Below are 20,054 nucleotides of genomic sequence, written 5' to 3'. Positions count from 1 at the left end.
CAGCGGAGTCCATGCAGGCCGGATCCCTCGCACGCGCGCCACGGGCCGAGATGCACAACTCGCCGTCTGAAGTGCTCAGTCACAGTTTTCCGGATCCGGGACGTCCCCGGACCGGTGCGCCTTGCTGCTGTCCATGCGGTTCCGTCGCGGGGGCCGTGCGCTCGCGGGAACGCAGGGGCTGTCAGTGCGCGGCCGTCTACGCGGGCACGCGTGGCGGGGATTCCTCCGCCCGCACCTGGGCGGCGGGAGGGGAGCCCCCTCCGGCCGGATTCTGGGGCCTTCCCACGCTCCCGCCGGCCGCAGGGCCGCCGCGGCCCCGGCTGGAGAGGGTCTTCACCTCGACCACCACGTGCCTGCCGTCGTGCGCCGTGAACAGGTCCGGTTGCCAGGACGCCGGGCCGCGCAGGCTCTTGCCGTTGAGGGCTGCTTCCGACACCAGGTAGCTATGCAGGCGGCTCGCGACGGCCCCCTCGGACGCGTCGGGCGAGAGCAGTTCGGTGAAGCGCCTCCACTGGCTGCGGGTACGGAGGGATGCCGTCCCCAGCACGCGCCGCTCGCTGTCGAGGTAAGGCACCGTCCATTCCTGCGCGTGCCCGGGCCCGGCCATGGCCTTGGCGAAGGCGGCTGTCCAGGCGGCGTGCTGGTCGGGCGGGACGCCGCAGCCGGCAAGGAACGCCCGCAGCTGTTGCTCGTCCGCGGGGACGGCGTCACGGTTGACGATGCGGGCGGCGCTGCTGACGGGCAGGGCGAGCGGGTTGCCCGAACAGTCCCGGATGTCCCGCAGACTCGGCGCCCCTGCCTGCTCCCACACCACTTCCAGAGCCCGGCTCAGGTCAGCGGCGTCGCTGATGAGTTCGGGCCGCGGGGCGTGCAGCCCGGACAGCCGGCCGCGTTCCTCGATGCGCGCGTGCCGCCACAGCTCACCGGCGTACTGCGCCTGTGCCGGCCCGCCGCCGCAGCCCTCCACGTAGGCCTCGACCGTCGTGTGCCGGGGCACCACGGTGCCCGAGGCCGCCCGCTTGAGCGTGGCCGGCGACAGTCCCGTCGCACGGGCCAGTTCCCGGTAGGTCATGGCGGCCGACTGCCGCCGCAGACGCAGATATTCGGCCAGCCGGCCCCGGGCGGGCCGGCTGTGGTCGACGGGATTCTCCCGGCGTCCCATCGCGGCCTCCTACTTTCCGGCGGCGGCGCGCAGCACCGCACCGGCCAGCGACGCCGCACGGCGGCGTCCCCCGCTCACGATCACGACCGCCGCCGCGCCCAGGGCGCCGCAGCCGCCCAGCAGGACGAAGATGTCCTGCAGCGGCACCCCGGCCACGTGCAGGGCACCGCCCAGGACGGGGAAGGAGACGGCGGTGAAGGCCTGCGGCGCGCCGAACCGGGACGCAGGCTCCGCCCGCACGGGCTCGGCGGGGACGGGCACTGCGAGGGTGGTCTCGGTGGGCATACGACGTCCTCTCGGCATGCCGGCCGCCAGAAGACGGCGGGCCGGGCGCGAAACTGCTACTGGCTGCAAACCCCGTGTGCACAGCGGCGATTGGCGTCGCCTGCTGTGCCGGGGGAGATCTTCATCATTCCAGGACGGGGCCGCTTCCCGCAGACCGATCGCCGACCGTAAAGACCTATATGTAGGGTATGAGAATTTTTTGGTTCGCTGGTGTCCAAGAGAGCGGTTCTCACCCCTTGCCCCTGCGTCCGGCTCTGACCAGCACCGGTGTCGTACGACGGCGCCGCAGGACGGGCCCGGCCGCCGGGATGGTTCATCAGCGTCCACGCTCGGCTTGCCGCAGTCCCTGTCTATGAGTGATGGTGGGCCGCACAACACCACGAGGCCGGTCCTGCCGGCCCGCGAACGTCCCTCAACTGCTACTGGCTGCAACCGATGCTGACAGGGACTCCCGGCACAAGCCACGTTGGCGCGTGGCCTGCCCGCACCGAGCCGGCACCCGTTGCACGGGCGCCGGCTTTTGCGTGTGGCCGCCGCACGCCCCTGCGGCCGGGCCTATACGGCGGGCAGGACTCTCGGCCGGCCGCCTGTGCCCCGCGGCGCGGGACACAGGCGCCCCTCGCCCCACCCGTACGCGCAGCCCGCCGGGGTCTGCCCGGGCCGCGTGGTGAATCCGCAACAGCGCCCGCCCGGGAGCCCGGGTCCGCGGCCGCACCGCGCCCCGCCGCAACACGGCCGTCATCCCCTGGCCTTCGGACAGCCCGCCGGGTGGAAGGCATCTCTGGCCGGAGCGCGGTCTTCCTGGCCACGCCGTGCACGAGGCCAGGGCCGCGTGGCCGGAACGGATACAACCCACGCAAGCGTCCTAGATTCTCCGGCCCTCGCAGGGGATAGGTCTGCATCGTCGTTGGAATCGGTGCGGGAGCCGGGGTGGGCGCAATGCTGTTCGAGGTGCGGGTCGATTCGTCTGCGGGGGAGCTGCGTTCGCTGCAGGGCTGGTTGCGTGCGGATCCTGAGACGCGCCGGTCGGTGACGGCACAGGTGCGGGGCGGTGTGCCCGGGCCGGGGGAGATGGGCACGGCGCTCGATGTCCTGCAGCTGGTGACGGGCAACGGGTGGAGTGCGGCGTCGTTCGTGCTGGCGGTGGCGGCGTGGCGGCAGACACGTCCGCAGCGGCCGCGGGTGGAGATCCGCCGCGGGGACACGGTCATTGTCCTCACTGACTGCTCCGATCAGGAGATCCAGCAGGCGACACGGGCGCTTGACCGCCTCGACGGCGAGGGGGAGGCAGGCCGGTGAGCGTGCTGCCCGACCCGGGGGCGTCGCGCGCGGTGCTGATCGGCACGAGCCGCTACCGGCACCTCGAGCAGCTGCCGGCCGTCTCGAACAATCTGCGGGCCCTCGCCGGCCTCCTGACCGGCCCGGTGTCCCTGCAACTGCCCGCCCAGCATGTGAGCGTCGTCGAGAACCCGGCCGCCGGACAGAGCGTGGTGGGGGCAGTGAGGCAGGCGGCTGCCGAAGCCACCGACACGCTGATCGTCTACTTTGCCGGGCACGGCTCGGTCGACGCGGACGCGCTCAGCCTGGCCTTGCCGGACACCGAGTATGGGCGGATCGAGACCAGCCTGCCCTACGACTGGCTGCGCCAGGTTCTCCTTCTTGACTCCCGTGCCGAGCGGCACGTCGTGATTCTGGACTGCTGCTACAGCGGCCTGGCTCTCGGGAGGATGAGCGCCTCACCCGGGCTTGCCGACCAGGCCGCGGTGGAGGGCAGCTTCCTCCTGGCGGCCGCCGCAGAGACCCGGACCGCCCTGGCGCCGGTCGGGGACACCTACACCGCCTTCACCGGCGCACTGCTCGACACCCTGCACCACGGCATCCCGGGCGGTCCGGCCCTGCTCGATCTCGCGGCCCTCTACCAGCACCTGCGCCGCACTCTGGAAGCGAGGGGACATCCCGTCCCGCAGGCCAGGGACCGCAACAGCGGCTCCAAGGTGGCACTTGGACGCAACCACGCATCCCTCCCCACCCCGCCGGCCATCCTTTCGCCCGGCACCGTGAGCGGTGAGCGGCCCTGGCCGGATCCGCGGTCCGTCCGCACCGTCACGGGCTTCTTCACGGCTCTCGCAGACGTCCGGGTGATCAGCGGCCTGACCCACCAGGCGGTCGGCGAGCGTTCCGCCGGACGCATCTCGGCCGGCACCGTCAGCCGCCTGCTCAACCGCACCACGCTCCCGACGACCTGGGGCACCACCGCCGCCTACCTCGCTGCCTGCGGTGTCCCCGACGCCCAGATCACCCAGTGGCAAGCCCTCTGGGAGCACCTGCGCGCGCAGCCCGCGACGGCGGAAGCGGACGAGGCACGCCCCACACCCCCAGCGCAGGCGGGAAGCGGCAGGGCACGGGTGTGGCCGCGGTCCCTGCCGGTCTTCCGCCGAAAGCGGGGCTAACGACCCGATACGGCAGAGGCCGAGGAGCTCGACGGCTGGGGCGCGGGCGTCTTCCCCGAGTCGTCGGACTCGTCGGCGAACAGCGTGTTCCATCCAGCAACGGCCACCAGCACCGCCACCACGATCACCCCCGTGGACGGCTTCTTCCACTTGCCGGAAGCCGACGACGGTTTCACATAGTGCCCCGCCCGGTAGTACCCCTTACGGTTCTGCGCCACAGCTACCCGCCCCTCCGGCTCCGTGCGACTGCCTGCCGGGCGAAGTCTCCCAGCGATGGGACCGCACCGGTCTCCGAACAGCTGAGCACGGCTGATTCTGCACGGTCGACCCAGCAGTGCACCCTCCGCCCCGCGCTGTCGCCCCCGCCTCACGCAAGCGCGAACGCAGCCACCCGGGCGGAACGAGGGAGGGACGGGGCAGCCTGCCGGGCGGGAACAGGCAGGCAACGGTCACGCCGGCTCGGAACGAAAGGCCGGGCGCGGCGGTTTTCGACCGCGAGCACCTCGACGCCTGCCGCCTGAAGGGCAACGCCCTCGCCAACACCGCCTCCGCGCTGCGCGCCGTCTTCGGGTTCCTCCACGCCCACCGGCTCGCTCCCCGCAACCCGGCCGTTCGCCTGCGCGTCGGACGGTTCAACCGCGACGTCCCCGTGCCCGCCGACACCGCCCCGCTGCGCGACGGACGAAGCAGGCATCGGCCAGCTCGGTCTCGGCCTCCTGCGGGAAGTCCTCACGGTCCACCAGTGTGGGCAGTCTGTCGGAGGTGTAGTCGTCGCGGATGCGGCTGATGCGCTGCATCAGCCGGGTCACGGAGACGCTGGTGTGCCGCTTCTGCAGCATGTCCACCGTCTGCTCATACCACCACGCCCACAGCTGCCGCATGAAGGAGTCGGCGTGCCCGTCGGGGCGCGCGGCCCTGAGCTTCACCCGTACCTGAGTGTCGAGGTCGTCAATGGACGGCGAACCGTCGATGACCCTCATCCTCTGTACGAAGACGGCACGCTGCGCCGGCTGAAGTGCCAGGAAAGCTGCCCGTGCGTCCTTCGTTGCCCTGGCTTCCGACTCCTGCGCGGCGGCGATGAGGAGGTCGAGGGCTTGTGCGGGTGCTGGATTGGGCGCCTTGAGCGCGGCCATAGCCGTACCGGGCCGGGTTTCCTGTGTCGTGATCAGGGTCAGCATGGGGCCGTACTCGTCGCCAGGGGCGTGGGTATCCATCCAGGACTGGATAGTTCGCCACACGTCGTCGTCCTTGTCGCCGAGCGAGCGCACGCTGCGGAGGTGGTGCTTGACCTGCAGGAGCTCAACGGGCCGACCGTCTTCTTCCCACGCAACGTCGTCGTGGAGCTCCAGGCTGATCGCCCCCGTCCGGGCGATCCTCTTGTCCCCGCAGCAGCTCCAGGAGGGCGAGCTGCGCCTGGAAGGTATAGCCCAGGGCTGAAGCAGATGCCCCATGCGTGGAGGACGCCATGCCCACAGTCTCCCGATTCTGATGTTGCCCGTCCAGAACATCACAGTAATCGAATATAAGTATGACGGTGGCGATGTTATCGGTTCCATCGGGGTAGATGCCGACAGTGGTGAGGAGTTGCTGCTGGGGATGCACAGGCAGAAGCCCAGTGAGACGGTTCCTGAGGAGCGGCTGTTGGGCCAGTGGCGTCTGCGCGTCCGTCGTGGACGCTCGCTTCAGCAGCACGGTAGACCGCGGGGTGATGTCAGTGGTGGCGGGCAGAATGTGGTCAGGGGAAGGAGTGGCAATGTCCACTGAGGGGTCTGACCTGCGGATACCTGCGCCCAGCGGTTGCCGTTGGTGTGGGATCGATGAACGTGAGCACATGCAGCGATGGAAGCCGCCAGTGGGGTGGCATGAGTGGGTTGCACCGACACTCGAGCAACGCAAGGAGCGCATGCGGGCGCGTCGCCGCCAACGCCCTTCCGGATCCGGCGGCGGCCAGCCCGTGCGGGGATACCTTAGGACGCTAGCTTTCTGAGCTGTTCGAAGACGTCTCGCAGCTGCTCCGGCACATCGTCTGGGTTGTCCAACGCCATGGCCAACTCATACATCATCTCGGGCTTGCCGCCGGGACCGCTCTCGCTGTCCGCTTGGAGCATTTCCTGGACTGCTCCGCTGAACTTCCCCTGACCTCGCAGCGCAGCGAAGTCGGCAGGTTGCCAGGCCCTGTCAGTCTTGGCCCAGACCTTATTGGCGACACGAGCCCATACGTCGTCACGGAAGAGCTCTTCGAGCTCGTTGTACCTCTCCTGCTGCACGGCGCCATCCCCCGGTTCACCGAGGAACTTCACGTAGCGGCTGGCATCGGGGCCGAAGAACTCGGTGAGCTTGGGGGCCTTGAAGATCCCCTTGCGCACGTTGCGGCTGTCGGCGTCGACCACCAGCATGATCGTGCGTCCCTGCTTGGCGAGGTACCGGGCCAGGTGCAGGGCACCTTCGTTGTTGAAGCACGCCCACAGAGCAATGCCGGCCGCCTGCAGTGACAGCCCCTCGCACAGCCGGAACAGCAGCGGGAAGGCGCGCTGCTCAGTTTCGCCTTCCACCGCCAGGAAACAGCGCTCGTGCAGCAGCACCGAGTTCCGCAGCCCGACCGCAGCCGCGATCTTCCCCAGGTGCTCATCGATCGCATCGCCGAGAAGCCCTGCACCGAGCCGCTCTACCACGGTGCGGTGGTTCTCCAGCTTCAGATGCACCACGTCGGAGATGTCGACGCCGTCGATGAGGTTCATCGAGTGGGTCGCCACCAGCACGCTGACGTTGCGGATTGCGCTCTGCGTCCGGATCAGCTGCATGATCTTGCGCTGGTGGGTGTAGTCGAGGTGAGTGTCCGGCTCGTCGTACACCACGATCGTCTGCACCGGTGGCGGCTCGGGCGCCTCATCCTCGGTCGCGCCGACGGCGGGAGCAGTGTCTTCTTCCTCGGCCAGCAGCTCGCTGTTCCATTCCCAGACGGCTAGCGAGATACGGCGGTTGCTGCCCAGGCCAGTACGGCCCAGCCCTACCGCTTCACCAGCACGGCGGGCAATACGAAGTGGCGCAGCCTTGAACCCTTGCTGGAAGGAGACGTCCGGCTCGACGGAGACTGTCTTCAAATCGGGACAACGTGTCTGGATGTGGTCACACAGGGACTTTGCGTCGATGCGCAACCGATCCTGGACCTCATCCTCGATTGCGCTGAGCCGGCCCTTGAGCACCGGGTCGGCCATGTGGCTCTGGAAGCGATCGACCAGTGTGATCTTGACGGCATCGTCTGGCTTGGCCACCTTGCCGTCGAACGGAAGGTACCGCGGCATGCGTTTGTCGAGACCAGACGGCGCAGACACCCAGCCCTCTGAGTCGGCGTGTTCCCGCCCGTAGACACACAGCGCCTGTTCCAGATCCGACCTGCGCATGGAACTGGGCGAGAGTTCGAACTCCTTCACCAGGTCCTTCAAGGCCGGTACGAGGTGCTGAGACAGGTCACGCAGCCGCTCATCGGCCGGAATGGGCTGCCAGACGTCTAGACGAGAAACCAGGTCCTCCCCAGAACAGCGACGTAGCCGAACCTGTTCAGGGAGAGCGAACTGCTCCTGCTCCCAGGCGTCCAGAGTGAACGCCCCCTCGACGCTGCTCTCCTCACATCGCAGCGGGGCCGACTCGTCGTCTCCGTCGGTGATCAGGTAGGTGCGGTCGTCCTCCGCCAGCGCGTGCTTGCCGAGCAGGAACGCAAGTGCGTCCAGCAGGGCGCTTTTGCCTCCATCGTTGTGCCCGGCGAGGATTGTTGGCTTCCTGACGGGGATGTCTGCGACCTCGGTCAACGAGCGGAAACCATTCACGCTAAAGCTGTTCAGGTGCACTGCGCGACCGCTCCAACCTTCCGCGCCAATGCCCCTTTGCGAGACCACCTGCTCCGAAGAGGCCTGGCGCTTCTATCCCAACCCCAGTTGGCCCATCCTAGAGCGTCCGGCACAGCCTCACCCTCAGTCTCACCCAACCCCGCCTACCCGCTTGCCTCAACTCGACAGCGTTGGAAGGAACCTAGACGGAACGACGGGTGCGTCAGCCCAAGACGCGGCGGTGCACGTAGCGGCCCTTGATGAAGCGGGCCAGAAAGCCGCCCTTGCTAGGAGCCGCCATCAAGGCCGTGTGCACGTCCGCAGGCACGCCGTCGTAGCGGTACACGCCTCCGCTATGAAAGGCGACCTCAAGCACACGATCCTGCTGGCTGTAGCCCACCGACCGGACATTCGAGGAGCGAACCTGCTCGTGCAACAAGACGCCTCCTAGGGCCAACGTGCCAGATGTTGCGTGATCGACCGATAATAGCGCCGCCCGAGCGGAGTTGGCAGAAAACGCCCGCCCTCGAACGCGCTCCCGGCGCGGTATCTCACCACCCCACCTCCGCCACCGTGATTCCGCCTCGGTGCATCGCCAGACACGGGACCGACACGCTTCCTCGTTGATCATCGTGCCCAGTCGACGCCGAGTTCGGCGAGGGCGTCGAGTTGCTCGCCGGTAAGCTTGTCGCGTCTGGCGCGGGTGTTGGAGACCCATACGCCAAGGCGTACCGGTACCGGCTCGGCTTCGCTGTCGATCACGAGCTCCACGATCGCGCCGCGCGGGACTGGCCGCTGGCCTTCTCGTTCGACCCACTGCGTCAGGGCTGCCAGCCCGCGCTGGAAGGCCTGCGACGCCTTGCTCGGCCTCTTCTCCGCGCCCTTGGTCGTCGGGGCGGGAGGTGGCGTCTGGGCGGGCTGTACGCCCAGCTTCGACAGCCGGTCTTGCTGTTCGGTGGTCAGCAGTCTCCAGTCGCGGCGTTGTCGTTGGAGCCATCGTCCGATGTCGTCGCCGTCCATGAGGACGCCGGGTGCGATGTCGGGCAGGACTCCGCCTGGTTCGTCCTCGGCGAGGTGGGTGAGGTGGCGGTAGTGGCGTTGCCAGTGCAGGGGCCAGGGGCAGTTCCAGTCGGGGTCGATCGCGGCAAGTTGCTGCGCCCGAAGGGCGGCTCGTTCGGGGTTCTTGCCGAGGCCGCCCTTGCGCCTGAGATTCGCCAGTAGCTGACCGATGGGGACAGGCCCGCCGTCGGCGGGGTCGTCCCACACTGCGTCCTGCCTCGGGGCCAGGTGCCCCGTGGCGCGCCGGTAGGAGCGCAGCGCCGCCAGCTTCGTCTCCCAGGCTTCTTGGCCGGGCTCCCAGACCATGCCGGCTTCCGGGGCGTCGAGGAGCTGCTTGCGCCGCTCCTCCAGCTCCCCGGCCCGCAGCGCCTTCCGCTGTTGATGGACCCACCGCCCCAGCGGAAACGACTTCGTCGTCCCCACCTCGGTCTCTACGTCGTAAGGGATGGCGTAGAGACCGGTGATCTCGTTCTCGACACGCCACCGCAGCAGGGCTTGGTAGCCCTCCAGCCAGACCAACGACTCCGGCCGGTAGACGCGGGTGCGTAGGAACGCGGCGATGGTGGCCGCGTCCCTGGGGCTGGAGAAGTGCAGCAGAGACGACTCGACCGCACCGTCGCCGCCGTCCTGCTCCTCGGCCCCCTCGCCGTCGGCCGTGACGATCCGGCCCTCGGTGTCGCGTTGGACGTGTGTCTTGCGCTTGCCGCTGGTGAGCGCGCGAGAGGCGAGCTGTTCCACGAGTCGTTCATCATGCTGCGATGTGCCGGGGTGGTGTCAGTGGGGTGATGTCAGTGACGGCACGTCAGGGCTGGGTGTTTTCGCTGGTGGGGTGTTGAGGACGGGTGGGGTCACTGTCGTGGGGCGGTATCTGCGGCGGGCATGGCTGTCATGGGGCGGTACACCCCGCTCCGTGTTGCTGTCTCGAGAACGGTACTTCTGATCTCTCCGAGGGCTGCGCCGCTGCACCGTGGTGGGCGTTGGTGTCCGCGGCGGAGGGTCTTCGGTGGGGGAACCGGGCGTGTGGGGTGAGGTCACGGCGGGGCTGAGGGTGTCCAGGCCGGTGCTGGTTGCGCGGCTGCTGGAGCTCGATGCGGCCGGGGCGTTGACGACGGCGCATGTGCGTGCGGGCGCCCAGGTCAGCGGGGTGAATGCGCGCACGGTGTGGCGCTGGTTGGAGGCTGCGCGGGCGGAGGGCCGCATGGAGCGCAGGCCGCGGGCCCGGCTGGAGTTGTCTGACCAGGCGTGGGAGGTGCTGGCGCAGGCGGGCGGGAATGTGGCGGCGCTGTACCGGCATATGAAGGAGGCCGGGGGCGAGGTGCCCTCGCTGGCGTCGTTGCACCGGGTGGTGCGCCGGGACCTTCAGGCCGGCAGGGTCCTGCCGGACCGCGCGGTGGTGCGGCGGGAGCGGGATGAGCAGCAAACGCGGCAGGCTCTGGCTGACCTCGCCCTGGCCGGGCCGCAGGGGGGCGGCGCGGTGAAGACGTCTGCGCCACCGCGTCTCGGGCCAGAGGCGACCAGCGGCTTGCCGGTGGGGGAGAGCGGCGTGCTGGTGGGTGTGGCGTTGCCGGCGGGAGCGCGGCTGGTGCGGACGTCGTCGGTGCGGGCGGTGGCCGAGGCGGTCGGGCAGGCGATGGCGGTTCAGGGTGCGGTGTGTGTGTTCGGTGACCCGGGCCGGGGCAAGACCGTCGCCGTGCGGATGGCGCTCCACGAAGTGCCTCCGGGCTGGAAGGCGACGTGGGTGCCGGTGCCGGTGCGCCCGTCGGTGGTCGGCATGAGGCGGGCAGTGTTCGACGCTCTGGCGCTGCCCGGCCGCTTCCCGCACACCTCTGCGCTCGCCGATGCCGCGGTGGCGGGGGCTCTGGGCGAGGCGCGGGTGCTGGTGGTCGATGAGGCGCAGCGCCTGCCCGTGCCGTGCCTGGAGTACCTGCAGAGCCTGTGGGACCACCCCGATACGCGGATCACGCTGGTGCTGTGCGGAGCGGGCAGCGAGCGGTCGTTGGCCAGGCTGCCGCAGCTGGCTTCGCGCATCGGTGCGTGGCAGGAGGTTCCACGCCTGGCCGGAGCGGAAGCAGAGGCCGTGATGACCGGCTTCCATCCACTGTGGCGCACCGTACCGGCCCCGGACCTGAGGTGGATCGACCAGTCGTGCGCCCACGGCACATTCCGCACGTGGGCCGCTTTGACCGCGCACCTGCAGAACGCGCTGCTCACCACCGCTGACGCAGCCATCGACCGGGCCTTGCTGAGGCGGCTGGTCCAGAGGGTCGCGCCGCCGCTGTGACGGGAGCGCTCATGCAGGGGGGAGGGCGATTGCCTGCTCCCGGCCACCGGCAAGCACACAATGTCCCGCCTGGGTGAGGGGAGCTGGCATGGAGGACGGTGACGCGGTCCGCGCAGGCGGCGGACTGCCTGCTGCGTCGAGGACGGCGCTGCGCGGTCCGGCCGTGCGGCGGCTGCTCATACTGCGGGCAGGGAAGAAGCTGACAGCAGGGCACGTGCGGGTGGCCGCGGATGCGCTGGGGGTGTCGGAGCGCACGGTGTGGCGCTGGCTGGCTGCCGCTCAGAGCGATCAGACCGCGGCCGCCTACCCCGGTGCCCGATCCCGAGCCGACGCCAGGTTCACGATCACGCCCGAAGTCCGCGGCCTGCTCGCACTGTGGAAAGGGAACGTGCGGGCAGTTCATCGCGAGCTGGTCCTGCGTGCCGCTCGGCAGTCCCCGCCTGCAGACCCACCCTCGCTGACAACGCTTCACCGGGCGATCCGTCGTGATCTGTTGCCGGGGGAGCGGGCCGGGCTCGCGGGTGGTGAGCGGGCCGCACGGAAACACGATGTGTTTCTGGCCCGGCCACGCGGCTGGCGGAACCAGGTGTGGGAGACCGACCACGTGCAGGTTCCGGTGCTGGTCGATGTCGAGGGCAGGGCCCGCAGGCCGTGGATCACCTGGTTCACCGACTGCGCGACCAACGCGATCACCGGCGTCGCGGTCACGCCGGTGCATCCGTCGCGGGAGTCGGTGCTGGCCGCGCTGCGCTCCGCTGTCCTGCGCGAGGATCCCTACGGCCCGTTCGGCGGCGTGCCCGAGAAGGTGCGGGTGGATCGCGGTAGGGATTTCCTGTCGAGGACGGTGACTGCCGCGTTCGATCTCCTGGACGTGACGGTGGAGGATCTGCCCGCCTACACCCCTCACCTCAAGGGCACTGTGGAGGGCCTGAATCGGGCGGTGGAGGGCATGTTCCTGGCCGCGCTGCCCGGCTATGCCCGTCAGCCGCACCCCGGCAAACGCCCTTCCCGCCCGAAGGACGAGGTACTGCTCAGTTTCGAGGACTTCACCGCCCGGCTATTGGCCTGGACGCTGTGGTGGAACACCGAACACCAGCCCGCGCCGTTGCGAGGCAGGACCCCGCTTGAGGCGTGGCAGGGCGATCCCACCCCGCTACGGGACGTGGCCGCGGCGGATCTGTGGACGTTCACCCTGGAGGATGCAGGCACCCGCACGCTGACGACTCGCGGTATCCGTTTCAGGAAACGTGACTATGTGGGGCCGTGGATGACCGGGCAGGCCGGAATCCAGGTCCGGGTCCGCTTCATGCCCCACCACGACCACCGCGTCGAGGTCTACCACGCGGCCACCGGCCGCTACCTCGGTCCCGCGGACTTGGCCGACCAGGCCACCGAGGAACAGGTCAGCGCCGTGCGGCGGGCACGGGCCGCCCGCGCCCGCCGCCTGAAGAAGGACCTGGAGGGTTCACAGCGCGAGCGCTACGCAGCCGTGAACCAGCCCGAGGCCCCCCAGCGGCTCGGCACCCTGACCACCGCGCAGGCCGAGACCGAGCTCGCCCAGGCCGCTGGCACCGACCTGTCCGATCTGGCGATGCCGGACCTCATCCCACCCGCCGCGCCCCCAGCCGACTGGCGCACCCCGCCATCCCTCGTCACCCGGACCGCGCCCGGCCGGCCTGCTCCCGTCCCATCCGAACCTGCCCCCGGGCCTGTACCCGGATCGACCGCTCAGACCACTGAAGACGGAGACGCCTCGTGACCGCGGCCACCTACCAGTACGTCGACCTGCCCGACGCCTCCGTGGTCACCACCCGCGCCCTGCTCACCGCGCGGGAGAACATCGGCGATACGGTCGCTGCCCGCGCGATGATGTGTATCCACGGCGGCGCCGGCTTCGGCAAGACGCTGGCCGTCAACACCTGCTTGCGTGAACTCGAACCCGGCGAGGACGTCCGCAAGGTCACCTTCCGGGCCCGGCCCACCGCCCGAGCGGTGCGCTACGAGCTGTTCACCGCGCTCGACCTGGCCGGCGAGCCGCCGCGCCACCCCAGCGAGTTCGACCGTCTGCTGAAGACCGCTCTGGCTGAACGCCCTCGCACCTTCCTGGTGGACGAGGCCCAGTGGCTCAACGGGGAAGCGTTCGAGTACTTCCGCTACCTGTGGGACGAGCCTTCCACCCAGCTCGCGGTCATCTTCGTCGGCGGTGAGGGCTGTCACACCGTGCTGCGCCGCGAACCGATGCTGTCCTCCCGGATCTTCATCTGGCAGCACTTCACCCGCCTCACCCCCAGCGAGGTCCTCGACGTCATCCCGCTGTTCCACCCGCTCTGGGCCGACGCCGACCCCGAGGACATCACTTTCGCCGACAGCCACGCCGCACACGGCAACTTCCGCGCCTGGGCCCAGCTGACCGCGCACACCCGCACCGCCCTGGCACGCACCGGCCGTCCCCGCGTGGACCAGGAACTGCTGCGCTGGGCCTTCAGCCGCCTTGGCTGACCACCACACCGCCACGCCTCCCGCCGCGCGGCCGCCGTCCGTCGCCGTGGTCATCGACCGCCATGACGACGTCATCCACACCCACACCGCCCTGGCCGCCCACCACCTGCCGTCCGGCCGGATCACTCTGCACCCCGGCCCGGGCACCACCAGCGAGACCGGCCTCGCCCACGACCTTCTCGCCGCCCTGGGCAAACCGCCCCTGCTCACCGGGCGCTTCCCCGCCGGGCGTCAGCCCGCCTGGGAAGCCGCCACAGCCTGGATGACCGCCCTGCCCATCACCCGGCTGACCGTCCTGCGCGCCCACCGCCTCACCACCCGCCGCACAATGCGCCTCCTGGAGCTGCGTGCCCTCACCGGGATCCACCTGACCCTGGTCTGCCACCGCCCCCACCTTCCCGCCGCCCTGCACCAGGCCCTGCAGACGGCCGACTACTCCCTCACCACCGACCTCGACGCAGCCCGCCGCCACTACTACGGCACACCAGTCACCGAACACCCACTCGCAGACGAGCCCGCCAGGCCGACCGGTTCGTGGCTCACCCTGCCCGCACTGGAACGCCTCATCTCCTACGACAGCCCCCGCCCCTGCACCGACCCATGCACGCCACCGCCGATCGCCTGGCGGCACCGCCCACCGCCCGTACCTCTCACCGCGCCCACCGCCCAGCGAATCGCCCACCGCCTCCACGCGGCGACCGCACATCCGCGCCTGGCCGCGGCCATCGCCGCCGCGCTCTTCACCGGCGCCTCCCTCCAGCAACTCGCCACCGCACGCCCCCGCGACTACGACACCGCCGCGGCCACGCTCGCCCTCCACGACCGCGCCCGCTACACCGACGGCTGCGCCACCCACCCCGTACCACCCTGGGCCAGCGTCTTCCTGCGGGCCGCCGTCTGCTTCACCCGGCTCGTCTCCGGCGAGGACCAGGAACTGCTCGCAGCACCAGGCGACCGTACGCCCCTGCTGCGCGCGGCGGAGACGGCCAAGCTGCGCCCGCCCCAGCCGCCCGCGGCCCGCCGCAAAGGCCCGGTTGGCCGTGTGGAGTGGGACTGGCGCGAGCGGCAGGAAGCCGAGCAGTACGAAGCGGTGCCGACCAGTCGCGTCAGGCCCTCACGACGCTGAACACCCTGACCTGGTGACGCGACGGGCCAGGCTCAGCCGATCGAGAAGTCGGCGAACTCGACGTCGCTGAAAGCGATGTGCAGACCGTGGGCCCGGCGGCCCCCGTCACGGAAGTAGGCGTGCCCGAGCGCGCGGGCGAGGATCACCGTCTGCTGCTGCTCGCCCGCGCCGGCATCCCGAGCGGCGAACAACTCCCGAGCCACCTCTCCCGGCAGATCCTGGGTGATCCACCACACCCGCGGATCGTCCGAGGAACCTGCCGCAGCAGCAAACCCGAACCGCGCCCTGGTATGGAAGACGAACCCCTCCGTCTCAGCCCGCGCACGCCGACGGGCCCGTACCCGGGGCTGCCACCGAGCCAGGACCGCTTCCTCGATCGCCCGAACCTGCGTCGGCCCCGGAGGACGACGAGCTCCTGGCTTCTCCGTCACCCACCGCTGCACGGTGCGCTGCGAGACCCCCAGCACGGCGGCCACCTGCCGGGTGGAACCCCGATGCGCTGCCAGCAGAAAACGCAGGCGGGCCCCGGTGCTTGATGGAACGGGCCGGGTGCGCAACGCGCGCTCCAAACCCTGCTCTATCTGTCCCATGCCCGCCTCTCGAAGCGGCCAGCCGGCAGGGCCGACACCTGCAGTCCCTCGCGTCAGTTCTCCCACGTCGTCTGCCCCTGCCGGCCAGTTTCTGCAAACTCCAGACAGCGCTGGCTGACGCAGGCTACGAGCCCCCGGGTGAGCATCAGCGATAAGCCGAAGGAGCGGGTCACGACAGACGCCACCGGCATCCCAGCGCTGTCCTTCGCTGTCCTTCTGGTACCGAGCCCCAGGGCGAGCGAGATCGTCCTGTCCGGCCCTGCTGCTCCAGATGGAGCGGATGCAAGGCCCGCCGAACGAGGTCGCAATCATTCCCAGACCGGTGTTGGTCTGGATTGGCGTCAGCGTGAGTGGAGCCAGACGCCTCCGTACGCCACGAGGGCGCCTCCGGCGGCAGTCGCTGCGCCGCGGAGCAGATAGAGGCCGGCCTCGTCGCGAATCCTTCGTGCGCGTGCCACCCATCGGGACGTACTGGGGGGTTTCGGTGCTGAGGTCGGACCCGTAGTCTCGGTCATGGACTTGTGCTTCTCCTTCATCGGGGATGCTCGGTCTTCTGCAGACGGCTCCCTGCCCACCAGGGGGCCGTCGCCGTTTCCGGTGACGGCACTGCCGTTGTCCGCCTGTTGAGACATCACTGCGTCCCGTGGGGCGGATGACACCAACGAAAGCACCCCGAATAGCGCTCTGACCAGCGAAAACAGTGCTTTGCTCAAAGAAGTTCCTTTGTGCTTTCACAAGGCAAACCACGCAGAAGTGTGTCTTCCTGAGGCTTTGACGGGGTCCTACTGGTCGATGGTGGTCCGTTCTTGCTTTTGATGGGCGTCATGCCTGGTCCAAGCTAGGCTGTGTAGGTCCAAGTGGGCTGTAGCGAGCGGGAGTTAGGCATGCCTCAGATTCTGCGAATGCCGAGCGAGGACGAGCTCCCGCGCGGGCCTAAGAGGATCTTTGTGAGCGAGCTGTTCACCTACTTCCGCGCAGCAGGGCGCCCCTCACCGGCCAGCATCGCGGCAGCCGCCTCTCGTGTGCCTCAACCCGCCCGCGTAACTGTGAGCCGTGAAACGGTCCGCAGGCTCCTCAAAGGCGAGACCACCAGCACATGGCCCAAGGTGAAAGTGGTGCATGAGGTTCTCTGCCAGATGGCAGACCACGACCCGACGTGGAGGAGATTCCCTGACTCCTCTGACTACGACGAGGAGAACGACACCCGCACCCTTCGCGAGTACATCCGCGATCTGTGGAACGACGCTGTTGACGGCATTGAGGCGGATGACGGTCCCCCTCAGCTAGCGCCGGTTCCGGAGGCCTCACCGCCGCGCACCCCGGCGGGTGGCTGGGGAAGCAACGCGCCCTCAGGGGGGTGGGGCGCATCCCAGCAGCAACCGCCGCAGGATGATCCTTGGGCCACCGGAGCGCCACAGAAGAAGATCAGCAGTCAGCAGGCGTACAGCGACGAACCTCCCTTCTGAGCACGGACGCCCCGGTCTGCCCGACACCCATATGACCAGGACCGCTGCGGCTACGCCCATCGCATGCCGATCTTGGACAGCTGTTCCACCCGCTCCGGTGTCAGCGTCGCGGCTCGGCTGCGCTGGTTCCCGACCCACGCCCCGAGTCGGAGCTCCCGCTCTTCCTGGTCCTCGCCGACGACGATCCGTTCGATGTGTTTGCGCGGCACGCGGAGGTGTCCTTCGCGTTCGTAGAATTGTCGGGCGGCGGCGAGGTGTATCGCCCATTTCTGTGCCTGGCTGGTGCGGGGTTTGGGTTTCTCGTCCTCGCCCGCGGGCTCGATCCCAAGGACCTGCTCACACATCCACTGCTGCACGCCTGTGAGGTTGTCCCAGCCCAGCCGGACCGAGCGCACCCACCGTGCAAGGTCTTCGCCCTGGTGCACGACGGTGCCGGGCTCGGTCGGCAGTTCGCCGCCGGCCTCCAGGTGCATGCGGGTGAGGTGGAATGCCCGCTGCCACTCCACCGGCCAGCTCGGGCACCACGACGGGTCGATGTCCTCCAGGTGTTCGCGCCGCTCGTCCGACAGCGCTCCGGCCGCCGACTCGACCGGCAGGCCCTCGGCACGCCGCTGCTCGATCTCCTGCGCCTTGCGGGCGGCGGCCCGCGCGTTCTTCAGCCAGATGCCCACCCGGTAGCCCTGGTAGGTGGCGTCCAGCGGGGCCAGGAGGTGGCCCGCCTCGGCCGCCCACCCGCGCGCCGCTGCGAGACCTTCCTCCCAGGCGACGTCGAAGTGGCTCCAGATCATGCCGAGCTTCTCCAGTTGCTCGACGCGGTCCCCGTCCATGTCGCCGCGGGCGTAGAAGCGCCTGGCGTCGGCAATCCACTGCCCCAGCGGGAAATCGGCGAGCGCGGCCGGCCATCTCTCGGCTTCGGCCTCCTGGTTGTCGCGGCCGGGCACCCGGAACGTGAACGGCACCTTCAGGTCGCCGTGCTCGCGGGTGTAGATGACGGCCGCCTCGATGCCGCGCCGCCAGTGTTCGTGCTCCGGGTTGATGACCCTCAGGTTGATGAACGCCGCCAGCTGCGCCGGATCGCGCGGCGTGGAGAACTTCAGCAGCTGCCGGGCGGGCGCCGACGGGCCGCCGGACCCGTTCCCCTCGCCCCGGCTCTCCTGGCCCCCACTGCGGCTCTGAACGCCCCTGACACGGCTCTGCGCCTGCTGCTCGGCGAGCTGCTCCACCACCCGCGCGTCGTGCGCCCTGAGCGCCTCCAGGAGCTTGGCCAGCCCGCCGAACGCCCGGCTCGTGAGCATGTTGTCCGCCGTCTCACCGGGCCCGAGCAGGACCGGGACCACGAGGGAGGCCATTTTTCCCTCGCCGGGCTGCATCCGCAGCGCGCGGCCGACGGCCTGGACGAGGTCGGGCATGGAGCCGCGCACGTCGGCCCAGTAGACGGAGTCGCAGTTCTTGGTGTCGACGCCCTCCCCGAGGACCTTCACCGAGCCCAGGAAGCCCTTCGCCACGACCGTGCCGTCCGTGGCGATCCCGGCCGCGAACTCCCCGAGGACCCGCCGCCGGTGGCCCGGCTTGTGGTCGCCGCACAGCCAGTCCGCCCAGATCGTCATTGGATACAGCTCGGGGCCGGATGCGTGCAGCCGCGCGGCGACGTGCGGGAGGCCAGCCGCGAACGCCTCGGTCTCGCGGACCTGGTGGTGGAAGACGAGCGTGCGCCGGAAGTTCTCCTCCGACGACGCCTTGAGCAGCGCCGTCTGGAGCGCGGCCAGCCGGGCCCCGCGGACCTCGTCCGAACGGCCCTCAGCGCCCAGAAGCTGCGCGGCCTGGAGCTGCGTGTCGGTGATGTCCACGCACACCACCTGATAGGGGGCACAGATCCCCCGGTCGATCGCCTCCGAGAGCGTCAGCGTGTACGCCCTGCTACCGAAGGGACCGTCCGGGTCGTCTTCCATGCTCGCCACCAACTCGCCCGGCGCACCCTCGGCATCCTCGTCCAGCTGCCACAGGCGGGGCGTCGCGGTCATGTAAAGGCGGCGCAGGGCGGGGATGCGGGTGTTGTCATGAACGACCGCCCACGGCTTGCCCAGCCGACCCGACGTCCGGTGCGCCTCGTCGACCACGATCAGGTCCCAGCCCGGAAGGCCGGCGGTGTGCGCGCGCTCCAGCGTGCCCAGCCCGAGTGAGGCGTACGTGGCGAACACCGTGACCTTGTCGAAGGGCCGCACCCAGTTGACCAGCTCCTCCACGTCCGTGGTGTTGGGGAAGGACACCTCCTCGCCCCGCAGGGACGACACCCCGATCATCGGACCCGTACGGTCTCCCTCGCGCCACGCGGCCTCGGTCTGCGCGAGCAGGTCCAACGAGGGGACGAGCACCAGCACACGGCCCGCACGGAGCTCCTCAGCACTCCGGGTGGCCACGAGGCTCTTGCCCGACCCGGTCGCCATGATCACCTGAGTCCGGAGCCCCCTCGGGGGCACAGTGGATCTTGCAGGCAATTCGAGGGCACGCAGCACCGCGTCCACGGCTTCTCGCTGATGGGGGCGGAGTTCCTTCACTGCCATTCCGATCTGCCTTATCCTGCGTGCCGCGTCTGTGGCTTCACGCGGCAGGAAACGGGAAACCTGCGCGTAGAGGGCGTGCGATCGGCTACGGTGAACCTCACCGGAACCCGGTCACAGCCTCAGACCAGTAGTGGGGGAGCGTGATCGAAAACCGGCCCTGCTCCCTCAGAGGTGCTGCTATCTGAGTCCAGAGTCTATCCCGTACTTCAAATTGAAGCACCTACACCTCTGAAAATGCCTCGAACGTGGCCGAATTCTGTCACTGTTGCCTTATGGGCACTCCCGAAAGCGGCTTGACGCTGGGTCACCCCGCCCATGGCCGCCCTGGTTCGGCCTGTCACTCTCCCGACGGCCCGTCATCCCTCCCTCTTCTTGCTGCTGCTCGGGCCGTAGGCCCGTGGGTGGGCCGCGCGGAGCGTGGCGCGCCCTGCCGTATGGCGGGTGACGTGGGGTCAGGCGGTGGGGTGGTGGGTGGCTGGAGCGCAGCGGAGGCCACCGGGCCGGCCGAAGGCCGCCCCCGGCCCGCAACGCGGGCCGGGGGCCCTTCCCTTGGCGGGGCGCGCGCAGCGCGTGCCGCCTGGCGGTGAGCGGAGCGAGCCGCATCCGCTCACGCGGAGCGTGAGCGTTGATCAGGTTTCAACTCCAGCGCGCAGCGCTGGAGTTCGGACACGCGGAGCGGGTCCGCAACCCCATTGCGCAGCAATGGGGTTCGCTTGCATCGCGCGCAGCGCGATGGGACCCGCTCCGCGGG

General features: G+C 69.7%; 14 protein-coding genes and 2 pseudogenes. 7 read left to right on the top strand and 9 right to left on the bottom strand.

Annotated elements, in window-relative coordinates; all coding sequences use genetic code 11:
• Window positions 1–196 precede the first annotated feature (196 nt).
• Entirely contained in the window at window positions 197–1,162 is a 966-nt protein-coding gene (locus ACIRGB_RS09315) for a helix-turn-helix domain-containing protein (protein WP_403860704.1), read from the bottom strand.
• Between the two features lie 9 nt (window positions 1,163–1,171).
• Window positions 1,172–1,447: a hypothetical protein gene (locus ACIRGB_RS09310; RefSeq protein ID WP_403860701.1), complete on the bottom strand. Its 276-nt coding sequence runs from the start codon at window positions 1,445–1,447 to the stop codon at window positions 1,172–1,174.
• Between the two features lie 939 nt (window positions 1,448–2,386).
• Here ACIRGB_RS09310 and ACIRGB_RS09305 point away from each other — a divergent pair.
• Both ACIRGB_RS09305 and ACIRGB_RS09300 read left to right on the top strand, forming a co-directional pair.
• Window positions 2,387–2,746 (top strand): hypothetical protein, encoded by a 360-nt coding sequence (locus tag ACIRGB_RS09305; protein WP_403860698.1) that lies wholly within the window; start codon window positions 2,387–2,389, stop codon window positions 2,744–2,746.
• Window positions 2,743–3,897, top strand: a complete 1,155-nt coding sequence (locus tag ACIRGB_RS09300) for a caspase domain-containing protein (RefSeq protein ID WP_403860694.1) — start codon at window positions 2,743–2,745, stop codon at window positions 3,895–3,897. Before ACIRGB_RS09305 ends, ACIRGB_RS09300 begins: the two co-directional genes overlap by 4 nt.
• Here ACIRGB_RS09300 and ACIRGB_RS09295 read toward each other — a convergent pair.
• From ACIRGB_RS09295 to ACIRGB_RS09275, 5 genes and pseudogenes are all read right to left on the bottom strand, one after another.
• On the bottom strand, window positions 3,894–4,115 hold the full coding sequence (locus tag ACIRGB_RS09295) for a hypothetical protein (protein ID WP_403860691.1): 222 nt from the start codon (window positions 4,113–4,115) through the stop codon (window positions 3,894–3,896). The genes ACIRGB_RS09300 and ACIRGB_RS09295 overlap by 4 nt on opposite strands.
• A gap of 414 nt (window positions 4,116–4,529) precedes the next feature.
• Complete coding sequence (locus tag ACIRGB_RS09290) at window positions 4,530–5,165, bottom strand: hypothetical protein (RefSeq protein ID WP_403860688.1); 636 nt, start codon at window positions 5,163–5,165, stop codon at window positions 4,530–4,532.
• Window positions 5,166–5,864: 699 nt separating this feature from the next.
• Window positions 5,865–7,742: an ATP-dependent nuclease gene (locus tag ACIRGB_RS09285; protein ID WP_403860685.1), complete on the bottom strand. Its 1,878-nt coding sequence runs from the start codon at window positions 7,740–7,742 to the stop codon at window positions 5,865–5,867.
• A gap of 202 nt (window positions 7,743–7,944) precedes the next feature.
• Complete coding sequence (locus ACIRGB_RS09280; protein ID WP_403860682.1) at window positions 7,945–8,160, bottom strand: KTSC domain-containing protein; 216 nt, start codon at window positions 8,158–8,160, stop codon at window positions 7,945–7,947.
• Between the two features lie 188 nt (window positions 8,161–8,348).
• Window positions 8,349–9,545, bottom strand: a pseudogene (locus ACIRGB_RS09275) (helicase associated domain-containing protein); the annotation flags it as partial.
• Window positions 9,546–9,840: 295 nt separating this feature from the next.
• Here ACIRGB_RS09275 and ACIRGB_RS09270 point away from each other — a divergent pair.
• The 4 genes and pseudogenes from ACIRGB_RS09270 to ACIRGB_RS09255 all read left to right on the top strand — a co-directional run bounded on the left by ACIRGB_RS09270 (window position 9,841) and on the right by ACIRGB_RS09255 (window position 14,686).
• On the top strand, window positions 9,841–11,061 hold the full coding sequence (locus tag ACIRGB_RS09270; RefSeq protein WP_403860679.1) for an AAA family ATPase: 1,221 nt from the start codon (window positions 9,841–9,843) through the stop codon (window positions 11,059–11,061).
• A 163-nt stretch (window positions 11,062–11,224) separates the two neighbouring features.
• A pseudogene (locus ACIRGB_RS09265) lies at window positions 11,225–12,731 on the top strand (Mu transposase C-terminal domain-containing protein); the annotation flags it as partial.
• Between the two features lie 85 nt (window positions 12,732–12,816).
• Window positions 12,817–13,560: an AAA family ATPase gene (locus ACIRGB_RS09260; protein WP_403860676.1), complete on the top strand. Its 744-nt coding sequence runs from the start codon at window positions 12,817–12,819 to the stop codon at window positions 13,558–13,560.
• Window positions 13,553–14,686 (top strand): hypothetical protein, encoded by a 1,134-nt coding sequence (locus ACIRGB_RS09255; RefSeq protein WP_403860673.1) that lies wholly within the window; start codon window positions 13,553–13,555, stop codon window positions 14,684–14,686. Before ACIRGB_RS09260 ends, ACIRGB_RS09255 begins: the two co-directional genes overlap by 8 nt.
• 32 nt (window positions 14,687–14,718) lie before the next feature.
• On the opposite strand, the gene tpg is transcribed toward ACIRGB_RS09255, so the two are convergent.
• Window positions 14,719–15,276, bottom strand: coding sequence for a telomere-protecting terminal protein Tpg (gene tpg / locus ACIRGB_RS09250; protein ID WP_403860670.1), 558 nt, complete (start codon window positions 15,274–15,276; stop codon window positions 14,719–14,721).
• An 884-nt stretch (window positions 15,277–16,160) separates the two neighbouring features.
• Between tpg and ACIRGB_RS09245 the strand changes: the two genes are divergently transcribed.
• Window positions 16,161–16,742 carry a hypothetical protein gene (locus tag ACIRGB_RS09245; RefSeq protein ID WP_403860667.1) on the top strand — a complete coding sequence of 194 codons (582 nt, stop codon included), beginning with the start codon at window positions 16,161–16,163 and terminating at the stop codon, window positions 16,740–16,742.
• 50 nt (window positions 16,743–16,792) lie between these two features.
• Here the strand turns inward: ACIRGB_RS09245 and ACIRGB_RS09240 are convergent, their stop codons facing one another.
• Window positions 16,793–19,303, bottom strand: a complete 2,511-nt coding sequence (locus ACIRGB_RS09240) for a Helicase associated domain protein (RefSeq protein WP_403860663.1) — start codon at window positions 19,301–19,303, stop codon at window positions 16,793–16,795.
• Between the last annotated feature and the right edge of the window lie 751 nt (window positions 19,304–20,054).

Source organism: Streptomyces sp. NPDC102490, assembly GCF_044765285.1.
In the GTDB taxonomy this organism is placed as follows: Bacteria; Actinomycetota; Actinomycetes; order Streptomycetales; family Streptomycetaceae; genus Streptomyces.
Note: the sequence above shows the minus strand (reverse complement) of the source record. Positions and strands in the feature narration are given on the sequence as shown.